Here is an 18,093-nt window from a genome sequence, read left to right as displayed (position 1 = left end):
GGGCCGTCATCAGGCTCTGCGGTGGTTGCTGCCATGTCATCTTCGGCTGCCCCCGGTATTGCGCCCAGTGGATTTGGGCACCGCCATCACCCAGTCTTCGCCTGGGATATCCGGAAAGCCCTGATAATTGAGCAGGTTGTTGAACTTCAACCGACAGGTCTGCATGGATTTGTCACAGCCCGCCTCTAGCCGCAGCTGATCCCCCGGCTGCAGCCCGCCCTGCAGCGGTTCGATCAGGGTGATCTCGCGCCCCGTTGCAACCGCACGGTCCCGCTTGATGCTGCCCCAAAGCCCCGCCGCCGTGCCGCTGACAACGCTCATCCGTCCGCCGGTGAACCAGCCTGGCTCAAACCCCTCAAGCGCCTGCCACTGCAGCGCCCCGCTTTCAGTCAGGATTTCCAGTGCGCCTTGATAGGCATAGCCTGGCGTGGCAAGATCAAAGCGGCAGCTGCCATCGCCCAGAACCGCGGTACAGGGGGGCTGATAGATCCGCCCCAGCGGTTGGTTCAGCGCTTCGGTCAGGCCGCGCAGCTCTGCCTCAAAGGCGCCACCGGCCCGCTGCAACTCGCCGATAGAGCCGCGAAACTGCAACCAGCGCTGTGACACATCCTGCCAGTTGACCAACCAGCACAGCAGATCCGCCCCATCAAAGCGCCCGGCGACAATATCCGCCTCTTGCAGCGCAGCATGGCTGAGCGCCCCCTGGGCTGCGGTATTGTCCACCGACAGGCCGGTGCTTTGCAGCAGGGCCCGCGCGCTGAGCCCACTGTCAGCAGCAAAATCCCAGCCGTCAAAGGCCAGATCCTGATCATGGTCGGTAAAGCCAAAGCGCGTACCATCCCGACGGGTCAGCCCCCAGCAGCGCGCCAGCGTTGTGACCCCGGTTGCCACATGGGCCAGAAAATCTTTGCTCACCCCGCGCATCAGACCCGAACCTCGACCACAGGCACATTCGGCACATCGCCCGCCTGAAAAGACGCAACGCTGGTCTGGATCCTGTCGGTATCAAACCGCACAGGCACATCGAATTCAAACCCGGCGACCACCTCGATCCCCGCTTCGGGCGGATGGCTAAGGTTGATGGCTCCGCTGTTGGGATCCAGCGTGAAATCAATGTCTTCCTGCAGCTCTTCCTGGCCTAGCCCCAGACGCAGCGTACCCGCCACGGGCTTGGCGATGGGGCGTTGGTACACCGTACTGCCAGAGCGATAGCTCTTGCTCAGCTGGAACTGACTGGTCTGCCCATCCCCCAGGCCAATCACCTGATCGCGAAAATCCGGGTCGGCGCTGGGGCGGGCCGATTTATAATCGGACCAGTCCTTCCAGCGAAAGCCAAAGATCTGCCCCTGGCGTGCCTCGAAGAAGGCGATCAGCACTTCGATATCGTCCAGTGACCGCAGCCCCAGCCCGGCGTCATAGCGGCGCCTGGAATGAGCCCAGGGGGTGTTGCGCTCTTCAAAGCCATTGGCCAGCGTCACCACATCGGTGCGCCGCTCTGGCCCGCCGACAGAGCCAAAGCTCAGTGAAGCGGGAAAACGGATTTCATGAAAACTCATCTGGCTACCCTCCTAGCGATTGCGATTTCCACGGCTTAACGCCCGCGAAAGCTGGGCCGCGATCTGGCCACGGCTGCGCGCAAAGCCCTGCACATCCGGCGTCGTGACATTCACCACCACCGATGCACCGCCCCCCTGGCTGCGCACACCAAGGCTGCCATCGGCAGCCCGGCTCAGCGGCAGAATGGCCTCGGGGCCTGCCTCTCCCATCAGGCCGATGCCGCCGCGCATTGGGAAACTGGTTGCAGAACTGACCACGCCGCCGCGGGCAAAGGGCATCACCTGCCCCTGCGAGAACGCCGCCCCGTCGGCAAAGGGCAGCAACCCGCTGATGAGATCCCCCACACCTTTTGACACCAGCCCACCAACATGATCCGTGACCGGGCGGATGGCGGCATTATAGGTGGTGCGCATCAGGGATTGCGCCAAGCCATCCAGCGCCGACGACAGGCTGTCACCATCAAAGACCACCTGCTCAAACGAGCGCCGCAGCCCCCGTGACAAGCCACGTTCCAGGGTTTCGACATCCTTGCCGGTGGCCTCAAAGGCATCGCGCACCCGGCGCATCTCGGCCTCAAAACTCGCGGCCATGCCCGCGGCATCGCCCAGCGAGTCTCCAAGGGCTTCGCTTTGCAGTTCAAGCGCAGCGATATCACGACTGTCAGCCATGGTGAGTTCCTTTCTCCATCAGGCGCAGGCCTGTCGATTGATCTGAATACGGCCGAGCAGCCAGCCCCACAGGCAGGGATCACCTGCCAGCGGGCACCGGCGCATCCGGAAAGCGGCGCATCAGCTGCTCTAGCCGCGTGCGGTTCAGGCTGGGCGCGCCACCCTGCGCCCCCAAAAGCAGCTGCAACTCCATCGGCGTCAGATCCCAGAACACGCCAGGCGGCAGGCGCAGCCCACCTAGCCCCGCGCGCATCAGGCCAGGCCAGTCCAGCCCCTTCATGGCGCGCTGCCAGGGGCGGTACCTGCGCCCTCTGCGGGCGCGTCCTTCGCTTCAGGCAGGGCAAAACTGCGGGCCAGCAGCTCTGCCGCGGCACGGGCCGCCGCCACCGGCCCGCCTGCGATATCTGCCTGCGCCAGATCCGAGGCGGTGAAATCACAGCCGCCCCCCTCTAGTCCGGCGGCCAGCAAGGCCAGAATATCCGCCGCCGAAAACCCACCCGTTTCAAAACGCTGCACCAGTTCGACCAGCGTTCCCACCTGCAGCTGCGCCTCTAGCCGGGCCAGCGCCCCCAGCGACAAGCGCAGGACAAAGGGCCTGCCATTCAGCGTCAGCGTCACCTCGCCGCGCCAGGGATTAGCACCAATAGGCTGCATGGATCAGACCGCCAAAAAGGTCAGCGCCCCGGCGCTGGACAGAGACAGCTCATAGGTGGCCTCGCCGTTGTGACTGCCGGCATAGTCCAGCGAGGTGACCTGAAAGGCGCCTTCGACAATACCGAAATCAGGGATCACCACCTGAAAATCAGGGGTAATGCCATCAAAGAACAGTTGGCGGGCGCGTTCATCGGTGGTGTCATCGCGAAAGATCCCCGAGCCGGAAATCGACGCCGACCGCACCCCGGCCCCAGCCAGCAGTTCGCGCCAGCCCCCCTGACTCTCCAGGCTGGTCACATCGACGCTCTCGGCGTTGAAGCTGATCCGCGTGGCGCGCAGCCCCGCCAGAGTTTCGAACTGACCATCGCCGGTCATATCCACCTTGATCAATAGATCCTTACCATTTTGGGCAGCCATTGCTGTGCTCCCTTTCCTGCTAGAGTTATCATGTATCGGGTGTTGCGCCCCCTCCGGGCGCAGCGGCAGTCAACTGTCGTCGACTCGGGCGGCAAACATCAGGGCTATGCTGCGACCGCCGAGTTCCAGTCGCTGGGCGGTTGCCCGTTCAAACCACAGCCCCACCAGATGCCCGCGTGGCAAGGCCAGATCGGCATCGATCAGCGCGTCGCAGATTGCGCCTGCCGCCTCTTTGGCGAGACCAAAGCCGGCGCTGCCGGTAAAGATGCTGATGGTAAAACGGTGGCGCGCACCAGCAGCGCTGGCATCCGATCGATCGGCCACCTCCTCCGCGCCAAGCACCGCATAGAGCTGCGGCAGGCTGCCACTGGGCATTGCATCAAACAGATCGCCCCCCAGTGCGGCATTGACCCCCGGATCTGCGGATAGGTGTTGGAAAACAGCCTGTTGCAAGCCGCTTGCAAGCGCATAGGTCATGGAACCACCTCTTCGATACAATGACAGACAAGATAGCGCCCCTGCGTATCTGCCTCGCTGACCGCATCGATCAGAAACAGGCGCTGCCCCTCGCGAAAGCGCTGGCCGGGGCGTGGGCGTGACCGGGCGCCCTGTGGGCTGGCGCGCAGGAAAATTCGGTAGCGCTGCAGTGACAGGCTGGTGCCATCCTGGCCGGTTCGACGCCCGGACTGTGACGCCAGATCGGCCCAGACCGTGCCAAGGGGGGCCCAGCTCTCGCTATAGCCACCCGCCCCATCGCTGAGCCGCTGCGGATCCTCCAACACCAATTGCCGGTTGGTATTGGGCGGTTTCTGACGGGTCATGCGGCACCGCCAAGCGACAGGCGCACCTGCCGATAGCGTTCGACCAGGCTAACCACCCCAAATGGCATGCAGCCGCCATGCAGCCCTGTATCGTCGCGGTATTCATAATAATGCGCCGCCAGCATCAAAACCGCATGGGCCAGATCCTGCGAAAGCGCATCCCAACTGACGGCAAGCCCAGCCGTCATGCCAATTTCAAGGCGACCGCCCCTCGGCGGCTGCGGCAGGCAGCTGCCCTGGGGGTGCAGCCTTGGCTGCTGGCTGTCACTTTCTAGCCGGACCACATCAAGGTCCAGGACGGTACTCTCGCCCTGGGCATCAAACAGGGTCATCGCAGTGATCGCCACCACCGGCGCAATCGGCAAACTGGCTGCATCCGTGCGGCGCCACCTCGACACCACCCAGAGGAATTCTCTTTGCAACAAGGCTTTACCGGTGCGTTTTTCAATCGCCGCCAGGGCTGCGCGCAAAAAGCCAATCAGCACGCTGTCCTGCAGGGAGCCTTCGCCAAAGCCGGTTCCCAGTCGCAGGTGCGCCTTGAAGGCCTCCAGCGGCAATGCCGCATCGGGCACTGGCGTCACTTCGCTCAACATCATCTTCAACTCCGCAGGCTCAGATCCCCAAGATGTCCCAATCTGGTTCAGCGGGTACGCAAAGCTCTCTGCCGCTCGGACGGAGGGGGAGCAGCTAGACGACAAAAAGCCAAAGAATGCGTACCCGCCAGGGAACCGGGCTGCCGGTTCCCCACTCGGTGAAAGCCTTAGCTCACACCGAATTTCAGCAGCTTGATGGCAGCAAAATCGCTGACATCACCGCCGACGCGTTTGGTGGCGTAAAACAGCACATGCGGTTTGGCGCTGAAGGGATCGCGAAGCACCCGCAGATCGGGCCGTTCAGCGATGGTATAGCCGGCGGCAAAATCGCCAAAGGCCAGCGACAGGCTGTCCGCGGCCGCATCCGGCATATCTTCGGCAATCAGCACAGGATAGCCCAGCAGGCGGGCGGGTTCCCCAGCCGCAAGACCGTCAGACCACAGGAAACGCCCATCGGCATCCTTCAGCTTGCGCACCAGACCGGCGGTTTTCGAATTCATCACAAAGCTGGCATTGGCGCGGTACTGCGCCCCAAGGGCGTAAACCAGATCAATGATCGCATCGCCATCACCAATGCCGCCAACCTCGCCCGAGGCCACATAGCCAAGGGAACCCCAGCTCCAGCTGCTGTTTTCAACCGTTGTATGGGTCAGAATGCCGGTGGGCTTGTCGACGCCATTCCCCGAGATAAAGGCCGCCGCCTCGGCCCGCGAAAATTTGTCGGCGATCCGCCCGGCCAGCCAGCCCTCGATATCAAAGGCGCTATCATCCAGCAGCCGCTGCGAGGCTTTGGGCAGCGCGCTCAGCTCATGCAGGGCGATGGTGATGCGATCAATAACCGGCGTGCCGCTTTCCACCGTCGGATCACTTTCGGTGGCCCAGCCCGCCCCGGTATCGCTGTGATCGATCAACACATCAAAAGAGGTGGCCTCGACGCTGACCACCGTGGCCACCGCCCGAATAGAGGCGGTCGATTGCAGCACGGATTTGACCGTATCGGCAGTCTGCGGATCCACCAAATAGCCGCCATCGCTGTTCACGGCGGTAGACAGCGCCTTGCTCTCGGGCAAGAGGCCCCGCAGGGCGCTGTCATCGCCGGTGCGGATATAGCCACCAAAGGCCTTGTGATGCGGCGCCTCGGCAGTGCTTGCCGCTGCAAGATGCGGGCGGGCTGTGCGGTGTGTCTTTCGATCCAGCATGGTCATTCGCTCTTCCGTCTGTTTGAACTTAACTTTCACAACGTCCTGAAACCCCTTGAATTCTCGCAAGAAACCTGACAACGCTTCGGTAACTTCCTGCGTCAAAGGTACTGCCTGACCGGCAATGGCCGGGGTATCCCTCTTGGTCATTTTCTGTCCTGTCTTGTTTGGTGGTGGGAAAGCTCTCCGCGCGACAGCTGGCGGCTGGCGCGGCGCAGATCTGCCGCCAGGGCCCGCAGGTTTTGATCCGGCGCATCAGACTGCTTGGCCATCACAGGGGCGCAATCCTGCGGTGCGATACGGGCGGTTGGCAGCATCGGGAAGGTCACCAGGGACACCTCCCACAGCTCCACCTCGGTCAGGACACGCCTGCCACTGTCAGCCTGACGCGCCCGTTTGGTACGATAGCCAATCGACAGCCCCTCGATCGCCCCCGCTGCGATCAGTGCAGCCGCCTCGCCGCCGCGTGCGATCTCTGTCAGCAAGCGCCCCTTGACCCAAAGCCCGCGGCTGTCCTCGCGCAGTTCCTCCCATACGCCGATGGGTTGCATCGGATCATGCTGCCACAGCATTTTGACCCGGCTGCCACTGGTCTCCAGCGCCGTGAGAGAGGCGCTGTAGGCACCGGGGGCTACCACATCGCCGCCCTGATCCACCGCGCCAAACAGGCTGGCATAGCCCTGGATCACGCTATTGTCCTGAACCTTCAGCATCTCGCCAAAGCGCGAGAATTTATGTTCGAAATCCGGATCAAACCGCATGAGGTACCTCTTTTAAATTGTTGATTTCAAGCATCAACTAGCAGAAATGATGGATTGAAACGCCTGCGCAAGGATCACCGCAGCCACGCCATAGACCGTCAACCACAGGCGACGCTCCAGCCGTTCCAGCAATTGCTCCAGCTGCTCTTGTCGGCGCGTCAGCGTATCCAGTTGAATCTGGATCACCCTCTCATGGGCCGACAATCGCAACCCCGGCGCACAGTCAAAGGGGGGCATGGGATAATCAGCCATCCAACTCTCCTTCCGGCAGCACCGGCAGGCCCAGGAGTTTGCGCTTTTCCGCCTGGCTAAGGAACGTGGCAGAACTGATCCGACGCCATTGCAGATCCCGCTCTTCCGAGAGCGCCGAAACTTGATCCAGATCGGGCTTCAACACAATGGTTTCGCTGCCATATCCAGAAACCCAATCCGAGAGAGCAGCCGTCACCCGCGTCACCAGCGGCAGCACGGTCAATCGATAGAACGCGCGATTGGCCTCTTGATAATTGGCATAGGCTGCATCCCCCGGCAGCCCCAGCAGCATCGGCGGCACGCCAAAGGCCAGGGCAATTTCACGGGCGGCGGCCTCTTTGGTTTTCTGAAACTCCATATCCGAGGGCGAAAACCCCATGGGCTTCCAGTCCAGCCCACCTTCCAGCACCATCGGTCGACCGGCATTGCGCGCCCCTTGAAAATTGGCCTCGATTTCTTCGCTGAGACGGCGAAACTGATCGTCAGACAGCACGCCCTGCGCATCAGAACCGGCCCAGACCAGCGCGCCCGAAGGACGGGCGGCATTGTCCAGCAGACCCTTGGACCACTGCGAAGCGGCGCTGTGTACATCCAGCGCCAGTGCTGCCGCCTGCATCGGGGCCAGACCGTAGTGATCATCCTGCGGATGGAAATTTTTTAGATGCAGCACACTGCCGCGCCCCGCCTCGCAGGGGAAGCGATGCCTGCGCCCGGCCACAGTGTAATCATAGGCCTGCGGCCAGCCATCGGCACCGGGAACAATCGACATTCGGTCTGGGCGCAGCAGATGCAATTCGGCGGGCCAGTCAGTTTCATCGCTGACCGCCTCGACATAGGCATTGCCCGCCAGCAGCAGGTTGCCAAACAGGGTTTCAAAGAAATCCTGTCGGGCCTGCGCCGCATTGGGGCGCGCGATCAACGAAAGCAGCGGATGGGTTTCATAGCGCTGGCCTGCATCCTGCAGCACCAATGGCAGGGCCGCTGCCGCCTCAATCACCATCCGCACCGCGCGAAAGCCAACCGGATTACCGATATAACCCAACCGCGTCAGCGAGGTTGCGTCCCTTGGGGTCGGGCTGGTGGCGGTGCCGCCCTGCCAGGCGATGGCTCGGGCGGTGCTGGTGGCTGCAGCACTGGCCTTTCTTTGATGCGCCGCATGGGGGACGGGTTTGCCGCCCGCTGCCGCAGCGCGTGATGTTGCGGTACCTGTTGTCTCACGGGGCCATTTCTTACGCCAAGGTAGGTCAAACCCCATGGGCCACTCCTTTGATCCATCATCCGGGCACAGCGCCCTTTGCTGGAGAAAAGATATGATGCGCAGACCTGAATATCCGCCGATCCCCCCGTCCGATCCGATTGCAACACATGCTGCATTTGTTTGTTTTTGCTTGGGTTTCTAAAAATCTCGTTGTTGCACTCACTGCCCCTGCGGCTAAACCATGCGCGCCCGTGGCAGGCGTATTTGTGCGCTAGGGCCCAGAATCAGTTCATGGATGGCCCAGACCAGCGCATCCACCCGATCCGGCGAGCCCTGCCCCTGAAACCCCTGTGGTGTCATCTGACACATCTGCTCTTCCAGTTCGGCCAGGCCGGGCATGTGATGCACACGCCGCTGTTCATACAATGCCGCCACTGGCTCTGCTCGCACCACCTTGCCCCGCGTTGCGTGTACTGCGCGAAAGGGCACCAGCGGATCCACCTGCCGCAACAGGTTTTCCACCAGGGCGCCGCCCTGATTGACCTCGGCCACGACCCGGTCGGCTGAAAACTCCTGGTAGGCAGCAACCACTGCCTTGGCCCAGGACAGCGGCCCCTGGCCCTGCACGGTCCGATCTGCCAACACATAGGCCTGCCAATTTTGCAGCGGCCCCTGCACCACCGCCCCGGTGACAATGATGCCGCAGGCATCCGAGGCCTTGCCCGCGCTTACCGCTGGATCGACCGCCACGACGACCCGATCCAACGCAGGCGGCGCCAGGATCTGCAGCTCAGCCAGTTGCGCCGCACGCCAGATGGCGCCTTCCACCTCGCTGAGCAACACGCCGTCCAATTCCTGCCGCCCCAGCCGCGACCCCGCATAGCGGGCGCGCACCTCTGTCAGGAAAGAGGGCGCAAGGTTGGCCCGATTTGCCTCTGTTGCCGCATGGCTCTGCACGGTTGAGGATGCGGCCAGCAGATCACGCAGCACAGCAACGTTGCGCGGCGTCGTGGTGATACAGACGCGTGGATCCTCCCCCAGCCGCAGCGAGAACTGCAGCATATCCCAGGCCTCTCGCGCCCGACGCCATTTGGCCAGCTCATCCACCCAGGCGGTGTCGAACTGCGGCCCGCGCAGCGCCTCGGGGTCATGGGCGGAAAAGGCCTGCGCCATCGCACCATTGGCCCAGATCAGCTTGCGCTCGCCCGCTTTCCATTGTGGGCGACGATCCGGCGGCGAACAGGCAAGAATGCCGCTGTCGCCCTGAATCATCACATCACGCACCTGATCGTAGGTCTCACCGATCAAGGCAATGCGTTGCGCACGGCCAGCAACCAGCGGCGTGGCACCTTCAACCTGCTGGCGGATCCATTCGGCCCCGGCGCGGGTCTTGCCGGCACCGCGTCCGCCCAGGATCACCCAACTGCGCCAGTCCCCCGGTGGCGGCAGTTGGTGCGGATGGGCCCAGGCCTCGAACAGATAGGGCAGCGCGCGCAGGGCGTTGTCAGTCAGCGCCTGCATCAGGGTTGTCTGCAGCAAGGGAGGTGCGCAGGCGATCCAGGCGGCGGCTGATTTCAATGCGGGCGGCGGCAAGGTCGATGGCATAGGGGTCGTGGGTGCCTTGGTTATTTTGCTCGGCAAGGGTTTTCTCCACTTTCTGGCAATCTCTGATAAGCCCCTCAAGCTTGGCGATGCGCGGCAGGGTCGCGCGCAGTGCCGCTTCGCCGCTGTCGGCAAGACGTAGCTGCAAGTCTTCGGCTTCGTGGCGCAATCGCAGGATAGAGCGCTGTAGAGAGCGCAGCAGATCCACCGTACCCTGGGGGCTTGGCTCCGGTTCTGTCTGGGTCATGTGAAGTATCGCACCTCATGCAAAGGAAGATCCCCGCATGACAGAAGACAAAGCGCAGCGCCTATCCCGCCTGAGATGTCAGGAAATATGGGCAGACCCTGCGCAACCGTCTTCCTCCAGCTGCCGCGGTAGTCAGCCGTAAAACTGTCAAAAAGTCAAATCAGCCCAATTGCCAAGCGCCCGAAGACAAAAGGGAAAATTAACACTTGCCCCACCGGCACCGCAGGGTTGAGGCGCTGTTCATGCCGTGTCGGCGGCCAAATCTGTCCCAGAACGACAAGACCCGCCCCGGTCTTCTGACGGGGGCGGGTCTAAGTCTGGCCCGGATCAAACGGGCGGCAAGGCGCGGTCTCAGTTGCTGCTGCGCTCTGCCTCGATCTTGCGCCATTTGGCAACGTTACGATTATGCTCTTGCAGGGTTTGCGCAAAGGCATGCCCGCCGGTGCCATCGGCGACAAAGAACAGATAATCGGTCTGATCCGGGTTCACTGCCGCCGCAAGGCTGGCGCGACCCGGATTGGCGATTGGTGTCGGCGGCAGCCCTTCGATCACATAGGTGTTCCAAGGCGTTACCTTGCGCAGCTCACTTTGGCGCAGGCCACGGCCCAGCACACCTTCGCCTTTGGTCACACCATAGATTACGGTGGGATCCGTCTGCAGGCGCATGCCCCGGTTCAGACGGTTGGTAAAGACGCTGGCAACCTGGCCGCGTTCTTCTGCGACGCCGGTTTCCTTTTCGATAATCGAAGCCAGAATCAGCATCTCTTCGGGGGTTTGAACCGTCGCATCCTCGCTGCGGTTTTCCCAGGCTGCCGCAATCAGCAACTCCTGGCGCTCCTGCATCTGCGCCAGGATCTCGTCACGGGACTGCCCCTTGACAATTTCATAGCTGTCAGGCGCCAACATGCCTTCTGCCGGGCGTTCTCCGGGATCACCGCTAAGAATGTCGATGTTTTGCAGGGCATTCACCACCTGCCAGCTGGTCACGCCTTCAGCCAGGGCCACACGAAAACGGGTATCGGCGGCAGATTTCAGGTCTGTGAAAACCTCCGGCACCTCATCCACGCCGATTTCAAAATCAGCCCGTTCAACAAACTTCCCCGAAGCTGGGTCCAGCTCGCGCACTTCGGCCCGCAGCCGGGTGACGCCAACGCGGTAGACAACCTCGGTACCGCAGGTGCTGGCCCCGCCCAAAGTGATCTGGTCCAGGATCTGTTCCATCGAGGTACCAGGCTGTACCAGAAAGCTGCCCGCCTTTAGCTGGCTTGATTTCTCGGTATATCTAGCGCTGATCCGAAAGATCGCACCGGAGGAGACCGCGCCCTGCTGTTCCAGATCGGCACTGACGCGGGTCATGTTTGAGCCAGGGCGGACCTGCAGGCAGATCGCAGTTTCCAGCGGGCCTTCGACAGTGTACTGCGACTTGCCCCAGAGGATGACACCGCCCAAGAGAAACAGGCCCACCACCAGGACAGTCAGCATGTTAGAGGCTAGACTGCGCCACATTTATTTAGGTTTCCCAAAGACAACAGAGGCATTGGTGCCGCCAAAACCAAAGGAATTGGACAGGGCCACATCAATTTTGCGGGCGCGTTTTGCATTGGGGGCCAAGTCGATGGCTGTCTCGACCGCTGGATTGTCCAGATTGATGGTTGGCGGTGCGACCTGATCGCGGATCGCCAGGATAGAAAAGATCGCCTCAATGGCACCAGCCGCCCCCAACAGGTGCCCGGTTGCGGATTTTGTCGAGGACATGGTGACATTGCCTGCATGCTCTTCCAGCATCCGCTCCACCGCGCCCAGTTCAATGGTATCCGCCATAGTCGAGGTGCCATGCGCATTGATGTAATCCACATCCGCAGGCGTAAGCCCGGCATTCTTCAGCGCGGCCCGCATGGAACGCTCGCCACCTTCGCCGGTCTCTGACGGGGCGGTGATGTGATAGGCATCGCCAGACAGGCCATAGCCCAGCACCTCGGCGTAGATTTTGGCGCCACGGGCCACGGCATGATCATAGTCTTCCAGCACCACAACCCCGGCACCTTCGCCCATGACAAAGCCATCGCGGTCGGTATCATAGGGGCGCGAGGCCAGTTTTGGATCATCGGCATATTTGGTAGACAGGGCCTTGCAGGCGTTAAAGCCGGCAATGCCGATCTCGCAGATTGCCGCTTCGGCGCCACCTGCGATCATCACATCCGCATCGCCAGATTTGATCAGACGCGCCGCATCGCCAATGGCATGTGCCCCGGTGGAACAGGCCGTGACAACCGAATGGTTCGGACCTTTAAAGCCAAAGCGGATCGACACCTGCCCCGAGATCAGGTTGATCAGGGCACCCGGAATAAAGAAAGGAGAAACCCGGCGCGGGCCCTTTTCCTTGATCATCACCGCAGTATCGGCAATCGAGCTGAGCCCGCCAATGCCAGAGCCAATCATAACGCCAGTGCGTTCCAGGCTCTCGGTATCCTCGGGCGTCCAGTTGGCGTCGCGCACGGCCATATCAGCGGCGGCAATACCATAGAGGATGAAGTCATCGATCTTCTTCTGATCTTTCTTGATCACCCAATCATCAGGATTGAAGCTGCCATCCGATCCGTCACCGCGCGGGACTTCGCAGGCGTAGGTGGTGGTGACACCACTGGCCTCTGCATCAAACAGCGTGATCGGTCCGGCGCCAGACTGGCCATCCAACAGGCGCGACCAGGTCTCTTCGACCCCGGTTGCCAATGGTGTCACCAATCCCAATCCGGTTACAACGACTCGACGCATTCCGTGCTCTCCTCTGCCTCGGCAATTCGCAACCAGATAGCTTGGATTGCCCTAGGGGTGCAAGTGCGCCAATAGAACGTATCGGCGTAGAATGGCAAATAACAAAGCCCACGCCAGACCAATCAGAGCGCCAACACGGCGTCAATCCGGGTCCGCCTGGGCGCGCCGCCAGACTGCGATTTCTGCCCCCCCTGCGAAAGCCACAAGCGGGACGGCCTGTGTGACCGCCCCGCCCGCTACCTGCTGCAAGCCCTCGCCTGTAGCAGGTTCATTAGATAAATTCAGCGATTTCTTCTGGTTGCGGCTGCGCGGCCTCTAGGGCCTCTTCCAGGGTGAGCGTCTTGCGAAACAGCGCCCGCCCGACCAAAGCCCCGGCAATATTGGACAGATACTTCAACCGAGACAGATCATCGACACAGCGCACGACGCCACTGGCGATCACCGGTGACTGCGCTTTGGCGGCCAGCCCGGAAATCAGCCCCAATTGCCCGTCCAGGTCGGACATATCACTGTCGATATCGGTGACAATAATGCCTGCAAAGGGGGCGGCACCAAAGGCGGCAATATAGCTTTCAGGTTCAAAAGCGCCAGCTTGGCGCCAGCCTTCGGTCATTACCTGGCCCTGCCAGACATCCACCGCCAGCACAATCTGATCCGGGTACTGTTTCGCCATCTCGCAAACCAAAGTGGGGTCAAGCGCGGCAAGGGTGCCAACCACGATACGTCCTGCGCCCTGTTCGATCCAGCTCTCGATGCTGTCCCGGCTGCGCATGCCGCCGCCCAGTTGCACCGGAATACCGGCGACGCGGATTATTTCGGCCACCAGCTCTTTGTTGCTGTCGTCGCCCTGGATGGCGTTGAAATCGGTCAAATGCATCCATTCGGCACCTGCCGCAGCAAATTCCTTTGCCTTTTCAATAGGATCCACATGCCAGATCAGCGGTTCTTCTAGCCGGCCCTTTTCCAGAGTGACGCAGCGCCCGTCTAACAATTCCATTGTCGGAAAAATCATCATCTCCGAAGCCCTCCTAGTTGGTCATCTTTACACGCTACCACAAAATCGGGGCGCGCAGGATAAGCATCGTTTAGAAGAACAAAAAGGGAGAGACGCAAAACGGCGCTTCCACGATGGAAAGCGCCGTCAAGGCAATCACATTAATGTGATAACGACTTAGGAAGCTTCGGTGATGAACTTCACTGCGTCGCCAAATGTCTGAATGGTTTCGGCTGCATCATCAGGGATCTCGATGCCGAACTCTTCTTCAAAGGCCATGACCAGCTCAACGGTGTCGAGGCTGTCAGCGCCCAGATCGTCGATGAAGGACGCATTTTCGGTCACTTTTTCTTCTTCAACACCCAGGTGCTCTACAACGATCTTTTTTACGCGGTCTGCGACGTCGCTCATGTCATTTCCTCGTTCTTCAGGGCTGTCTGCCCGGTTTTTGCCCTTACCCGCTTGGGGTGGCATGATTTTGCCCAATGCGGGCGGTTCGGCTCCCAGAAACGAGAGCTGCCCGATCGCTGCCCCCAAGCGAGGGAAACGTCAGGACGAATATGGGCCGCCTATAGCACAGACCAGCCCGGAGGCAAACGGTTTCGCTACATTCGCGGGTTCGGTCTATACCCTGCCTTGACAGCCCAAGTCGAGCAGATGGTGCCACCCAGCCCCAAGGACAAGGGGCAGCACCTAACATTCCTAGGACCTTGTTGAAATCAATATGATATTCACAAAGTTCCGGGTCATTTTGTGCTTTGAATATCTCGATTCTGCAACGATTTTTGCAGCAGGTCGAGGAATAATCAAAAGCAAGCCTTCCTACAGCATCGCCATGCCGCCGTTCACATGCAGGGTGGTTCCGGTGACATAGGCAGCCTCGGGGCTGGCCAAATACAGCACCGCAGCGGCGATTTCTTTCGAATCCCCCATCCGGGCGGCGGGAATCTGCGTCAGGATCGCATCTTTCTGTGCATCATTCAGTTTTTCAGTCATCGCCGTGGCAATAAACCCAGGCGCAACCGCGTTGACCGTGATGCCGCGATTGGCGACCTCATAGGCGATGGATTTGGACATCCCGATCATCCCCGCCTTGGAGGCGGCATAGTTGCCCTGACCAGGGTTGCCGGTGGCGCCAACGATGGAAGAAATATTGATGATCCGGCCCCAGCGCGCTTTCATCATGCCGCGCATCACCCCCCGGCACAGCCGCATGGTTGATGTCAGGTTCACATCCAACACGCTTTGCCATTCCTCATCCTTCATTCGCATGAAGAGATTGTCCTTGGTAATTCCGGCGTTGTTCACCAGAATATCAACGCTGCCCATGGCGGCGGCGGCCTGCTTTGGCAGCGCTTCGACCGCTTCGGCATCGCTCAGGTTGCAGGTAACGACATAGGCCCGTTCACCAAGTTCTTCGGCCAGGGCCTGCAATGGGGCCTCGCGGGTGCCGGACAGCGCCACGGTGGCACCAGCCCCGTGCAGGGCGCGGGCGATATCACCGCCAATACCACCAGAGGCGCCGGTGATCAGGGCATTTTTGCCAGTCAAGTCAAACATATATCTTCCTCAATTTCAGAGTTGTCGCAGCCAGGAAAAGCACCCTGTTGCCTGGCCGCGCCAGGCCGGTCTGTCCCCCCGGCAGGCCCGTGGTTTCAGGCGTCATTTACGGCAGCAACGGCTTCGGGGGTGCCAAACTGACGGCTGCTGAGGTTGCGGTCGATCTTGCGGATCATTCCCGACAGCGCCTTGCCCGCACCAATTTCCCAGAATTCCGTAACCCCCTTGGCCCCCATATTCTGCACACTTTCGCGCCAGCGCACCGAGCCGGTCACCTGTTCCACCAGCAGCTGGCGAATTTCGGCAGGATCGCTGACCACATCGGCGCGGACATTGGCCACCAGCGGCACCGCCGGGGCAGAGATTTCAACCGCGGCCAGGGCCTGTGCCATGACATCGGCGGCGGGCTGCATCAGGGCGCAGTGGAACGGCGCGCTGACCGGCAGCATCACGGCCCGTTTGGCACCTCGGGCCTTGGCAATCTCGGCGGCACGTTCAACCGCGGCCTTATGGCCCGAGACAACCACCTGTGTCGGATCATTGTCATTGGCGGCCTGCACCACCTCACCGGGCTGTGCCGCCTCGGCGGCGATGTCCTGAACGGTGGCAAAATCCAGCCCCAACAGGGCGGCCATGGCGCCGACGCCCACCGGTACCGCGCTTTGCATCGCTTCGCCGCGGGTGCGCAACAGACGCGCCGTATCCGCCACGGAAATCGCCCCGGCGGCGGCCAAAGCGGAATACTCCCCAAGCGAATGGCCCGCGACATAGGCGGCCTGATCAATGGTCACACCTTCGGCTTCCAGCGCCCGCATCGCCGCCATAGAGGTCGCCATCAGGGCCGGCTGGGCATTCTGCGTCAGGGTGAGGGTCTCGATATCGCCCTCCCAGATCAGCTTGCTGAGGTTTTCCCCCAGGGCCGCATCGACCTCATCAAAAATGGATCGGGCCGCCGGATAGGCCGCCGCCAGCGCCTGCCCCATGCCAATGGCCTGGGCGCCCTGGCCGGGAAATACAAATGCGATCGTCATAAAGACCCTCATGCTTCACTGTCGTTTTCCCCGGTTTAGACGCAGCGACGCAAACGTACAAGAGAACTGCCACGCCGCGCAGCCGCGTCGCGCAGCGGCATCACCCGGTGCGACCCGCTGCACAGGGGCTGTTTACTGGCGGACATAGCCAACCATTGCATGACCTATGGGCATCGTTAGAACTAGACACATCAAGACCCCCATGCCCACCACCCCAGGCCAATCGGTGATTGGCAGACACTGATTTTTGCAAAAGGAACACCCTCACCGTGTCCGCAAACAATACATTCTCCAGCTATGGCAGCGTCACCAAGAGCTTTCACTGGTTGACCGCCCTCCTCCTGATTTCCGCCGTCCTGCTTGGCCTGGTGGCCAGTGATCTTGCCCATCAGATCGAAAGCCCCAGCTTTGATGGTTCACCCGATGTGATCTCACGGGCCGTTCTTCTGTTTTCGCTGCACAAAACCATCGGGATCGCCGCCTTCTTCACCGCAGTTGCACGGATCATCTGGGCGCTGTCGCAACCAAAGCCCGGCCTGCTGCACCCGGAAAACAAGCCCGAGGCCCTGGCTGCCGAGGTGGTGCATTGGTTGCTCTATGGTGCCATGGTCGCCACCCCGCTGACCGGATGGATCCATCACGCGGCCTCTACCGGCTTTGCCCCGATCTGGTGGCCCTTTGGGCAGAACCTGCCGTTTGTCGCCAAATCCGAAAACCTTTCCGAGCTGTTTGCCATGCTGCACTGGGTGTCCTCGACAACCCTGCAGATTACCTTTTTGCTGCATGTGGCTGGCGCGCTGAAACACGTGGTGATCGACCGCGATTCCACGCTGCGTCGGATGTTGCCCAGATCTGGCGATCTGCCGCTTCCACCCAAACAGCAACACAGCGCCCTTCCTGCGGTGCTTGCCCTGGTGATCTGGGGCGGGGTTCTGGGCTATGGCGCATTGCTGGCACAGCAGGCGCATGAACAAAACGGCCAGGGCGCAACCACTGCCCAAGCGGAGACGGCGCAAGCCCCCGCCACAGGCAACTGGCAGGTCGAAAGCGGCAATCTGGCCCTGACGATCCAGCAGATGGGGAGCGCGGTCAGCGGTGAATTTGCCAACTGGCAGGCCGAAATCACCTTTGACGCGCCCGACAGCCCAGGCCCTGCAGGCCAGGTCGCAGTCGAGATTGACATCTCCTCGCTTTCGCTTGGAACCGTGGCGGATCAGGCCATGGGGCCGGATTATTTTGACACCGCCACCTACCCTACAGCCCATTTTGACGCCCAGCTGGAAAAGACCGAAACCGGGTATCAGGCGGTGGGAGAGCTGCGCATTCGCGACAAGAGCCAGCCGCTGATCCTGCCCTTTACGCTGGACATCAATGGCGACACCGCCGAAATGCGCGGCCAGACCACCGTCAACCGGCTCGACTTTGACATCGGCAAAGGCACACAGGACGCCGGCACCCTCGGTTTTGAGGTTGTGCTCGACATCAGCCTGACAGCGCAGAAAACCAACTAGGCCCCGATGTTTTTACAGAGACCTTGCGCCAAATTGCACGCCTCTCCAAGCCGCGCTTGGGGAGGTTTCTTTTGCCAAACCTCTATTCCATCGCGGCCTCCTGCCCCCACCTTCTGCTCCTCGGGCTTCAGTTCCCTGGGCTGTCCAGCCCCGCCAGGGCATCCGCTACGTAAGGCCACAAAGTGCCAAACGCAAAACGCCGCCTGCCCAAACGGCAAGCGGCGTTTCATCGTGGCTGAATGGTTCAGTAAAAGGC

At 61.3% G+C, this 18,093-nt stretch carries 22 protein-coding genes; 1 reads left to right on the top strand and 21 read right to left on the bottom strand.

Translation table 11 applies throughout. From position 1 onward, the window contains the following. Nucleotides 1-36: 36 nt before the first annotated feature. The 21 genes from P2081_RS03465 to fabD form a co-directional block, all read right to left on the bottom strand. Complete coding sequence (locus tag P2081_RS03465) at nt 37-924, bottom strand: DUF2163 domain-containing protein (protein WP_278921496.1); 888 nt, start codon at nt 922-924, stop codon at nt 37-39. Next, nucleotides 924-1,556 (bottom strand): DUF2460 domain-containing protein, encoded by a 633-nt coding sequence (locus tag P2081_RS03460; protein ID WP_278921495.1) that lies wholly within the window; start codon nt 1,554-1,556, stop codon nt 924-926. Before P2081_RS03460 ends, P2081_RS03465 begins: the two co-directional genes overlap by 1 nt. Nucleotides 1,557-1,568: 12 nt before the next feature. Next, nucleotides 1,569-2,225, bottom strand: a complete 657-nt coding sequence (locus tag P2081_RS03455; protein ID WP_278921494.1) for a phage tail tape measure protein — start codon at nt 2,223-2,225, stop codon at nt 1,569-1,571. 79 nt (nt 2,226-2,304) lie between these two features. Then, nucleotides 2,305-2,505: a rcc01693 family protein gene (locus tag P2081_RS03450; RefSeq protein WP_278921493.1), complete on the bottom strand. Its 201-nt coding sequence runs from the start codon at nt 2,503-2,505 to the stop codon at nt 2,305-2,307. After that, nucleotides 2,502-2,879: a GTA-gp10 family protein gene (locus P2081_RS03445; protein WP_278921492.1), complete on the bottom strand. Its 378-nt coding sequence runs from the start codon at nt 2,877-2,879 to the stop codon at nt 2,502-2,504. Before P2081_RS03445 ends, P2081_RS03450 begins: the two co-directional genes overlap by 4 nt. Before the next feature lie 3 nt (nt 2,880-2,882). Beyond that, nucleotides 2,883-3,296, bottom strand: coding sequence for a phage major tail protein, TP901-1 family (locus tag P2081_RS03440; protein WP_278921491.1), 414 nt, complete (start codon nt 3,294-3,296; stop codon nt 2,883-2,885). Nucleotides 3,297-3,365: 69 nt separating this feature from the next. Continuing rightward, nucleotides 3,366-3,773, bottom strand: coding sequence for a DUF3168 domain-containing protein (locus P2081_RS03435; protein WP_278921490.1), 408 nt, complete (start codon nt 3,771-3,773; stop codon nt 3,366-3,368). Beyond that, nucleotides 3,770-4,117: a head-tail adaptor protein gene (locus P2081_RS03430; protein WP_278921489.1), complete on the bottom strand. Its 348-nt coding sequence runs from the start codon at nt 4,115-4,117 to the stop codon at nt 3,770-3,772. Before P2081_RS03430 ends, P2081_RS03435 begins: the two co-directional genes overlap by 4 nt. Further along, nucleotides 4,114-4,713 (bottom strand): head-tail connector protein, encoded by a 600-nt coding sequence (locus P2081_RS03425; protein ID WP_278921488.1) that lies wholly within the window; start codon nt 4,711-4,713, stop codon nt 4,114-4,116. Before P2081_RS03425 ends, P2081_RS03430 begins: the two co-directional genes overlap by 4 nt. 164 nt (nt 4,714-4,877) lie before the next feature. Beyond that, on the bottom strand, nt 4,878-6,059 hold the full coding sequence (locus P2081_RS03420) for a phage major capsid protein (RefSeq protein WP_278921487.1): 1,182 nt from the start codon (nt 6,057-6,059) through the stop codon (nt 4,878-4,880). Further along, entirely contained in the window at nt 6,056-6,670 is a 615-nt protein-coding gene (locus tag P2081_RS03415) for an HK97 family phage prohead protease (protein ID WP_278921486.1), read from the bottom strand. The genes P2081_RS03420 and P2081_RS03415 overlap by 4 nt, the downstream gene beginning before the upstream one ends. A gap of 33 nt (nt 6,671-6,703) precedes the next feature. Continuing rightward, nucleotides 6,704-6,922 (bottom strand): GTA head formation protein, RCAP_rcc01685 family, encoded by a 219-nt coding sequence (locus tag P2081_RS03410; RefSeq protein WP_278921485.1) that lies wholly within the window; start codon nt 6,920-6,922, stop codon nt 6,704-6,706. Continuing rightward, a complete protein-coding gene (locus tag P2081_RS03405; RefSeq protein ID WP_278921484.1) occupies nt 6,915-8,177 on the bottom strand; it encodes a phage portal protein in 1,263 nt (420 codons plus the stop codon). Before P2081_RS03405 ends, P2081_RS03410 begins: the two co-directional genes overlap by 8 nt. 177 nt (nt 8,178-8,354) lie before the next feature. After that, on the bottom strand, nt 8,355-9,641 hold the full coding sequence (locus P2081_RS03400; RefSeq protein WP_278921483.1) for a DNA-packaging protein: 1,287 nt from the start codon (nt 9,639-9,641) through the stop codon (nt 8,355-8,357). Then, nucleotides 9,625-9,969 (bottom strand): recombinase, encoded by a 345-nt coding sequence (locus P2081_RS03395; protein ID WP_278921482.1) that lies wholly within the window; start codon nt 9,967-9,969, stop codon nt 9,625-9,627. Before P2081_RS03395 ends, P2081_RS03400 begins: the two co-directional genes overlap by 17 nt. A 351-nt stretch (nt 9,970-10,320) precedes the next feature. Continuing rightward, nucleotides 10,321-11,475, bottom strand: a complete 1,155-nt coding sequence (gene mltG / locus P2081_RS03390; protein ID WP_278921481.1) for an endolytic transglycosylase MltG — start codon at nt 11,473-11,475, stop codon at nt 10,321-10,323. Next, nucleotides 11,476-12,741, bottom strand: coding sequence for a beta-ketoacyl-ACP synthase II (fabF, locus tag P2081_RS03385; protein ID WP_278921480.1), 1,266 nt, complete (start codon nt 12,739-12,741; stop codon nt 11,476-11,478). Nucleotides 12,742-13,012: 271 nt separating this feature from the next. Next, the gene (locus P2081_RS03380; protein WP_278921479.1) at nt 13,013-13,756 is read right to left on the bottom strand and encodes a 1-(5-phosphoribosyl)-5-[(5-phosphoribosylamino)methylideneamino]imidazole-4-carboxamide isomerase; all 744 of its coding nucleotides are present in this window, start codon (nt 13,754-13,756) and stop codon (nt 13,013-13,015) included. Nucleotides 13,757-13,912: 156 nt separating this feature from the next. After that, a complete protein-coding gene (locus P2081_RS03375) occupies nt 13,913-14,146 on the bottom strand; it encodes an acyl carrier protein (RefSeq protein ID WP_009808171.1) in 234 nt (77 codons plus the stop codon). Between the two features lie 411 nt (nt 14,147-14,557). Beyond that, nucleotides 14,558-15,295 (bottom strand): 3-oxoacyl-[acyl-carrier-protein] reductase, encoded by a 738-nt coding sequence (gene fabG, locus P2081_RS03370; RefSeq protein WP_278921478.1) that lies wholly within the window; start codon nt 15,293-15,295, stop codon nt 14,558-14,560. A gap of 95 nt (nt 15,296-15,390) precedes the next feature. Further along, the gene (gene fabD / locus P2081_RS03365; RefSeq protein ID WP_278921477.1) at nt 15,391-16,326 is read right to left on the bottom strand and encodes an ACP S-malonyltransferase; all 936 of its coding nucleotides are present in this window, start codon (nt 16,324-16,326) and stop codon (nt 15,391-15,393) included. Nucleotides 16,327-16,595: 269 nt separating this feature from the next. Between fabD and P2081_RS03360 the strand changes: the two genes are divergently transcribed. Continuing rightward, the gene (locus P2081_RS03360; protein ID WP_278921476.1) at nt 16,596-17,837 is read left to right on the top strand and encodes a cytochrome b/b6 domain-containing protein; all 1,242 of its coding nucleotides are present in this window, start codon (nt 16,596-16,598) and stop codon (nt 17,835-17,837) included. The last annotated feature ends 256 nt before the right edge of the window (nt 17,838-18,093 follow it).

The sequence above is a fragment of the Pseudophaeobacter profundi genome (assembly GCF_029697505.1).
Classification (GTDB): Bacteria; Pseudomonadota; Alphaproteobacteria; order Rhodobacterales; family Rhodobacteraceae; genus Pseudophaeobacter; species Pseudophaeobacter profundi.
Note: the sequence above shows the minus strand (reverse complement) of the source record. Positions and strands in the feature narration are given on the sequence as shown.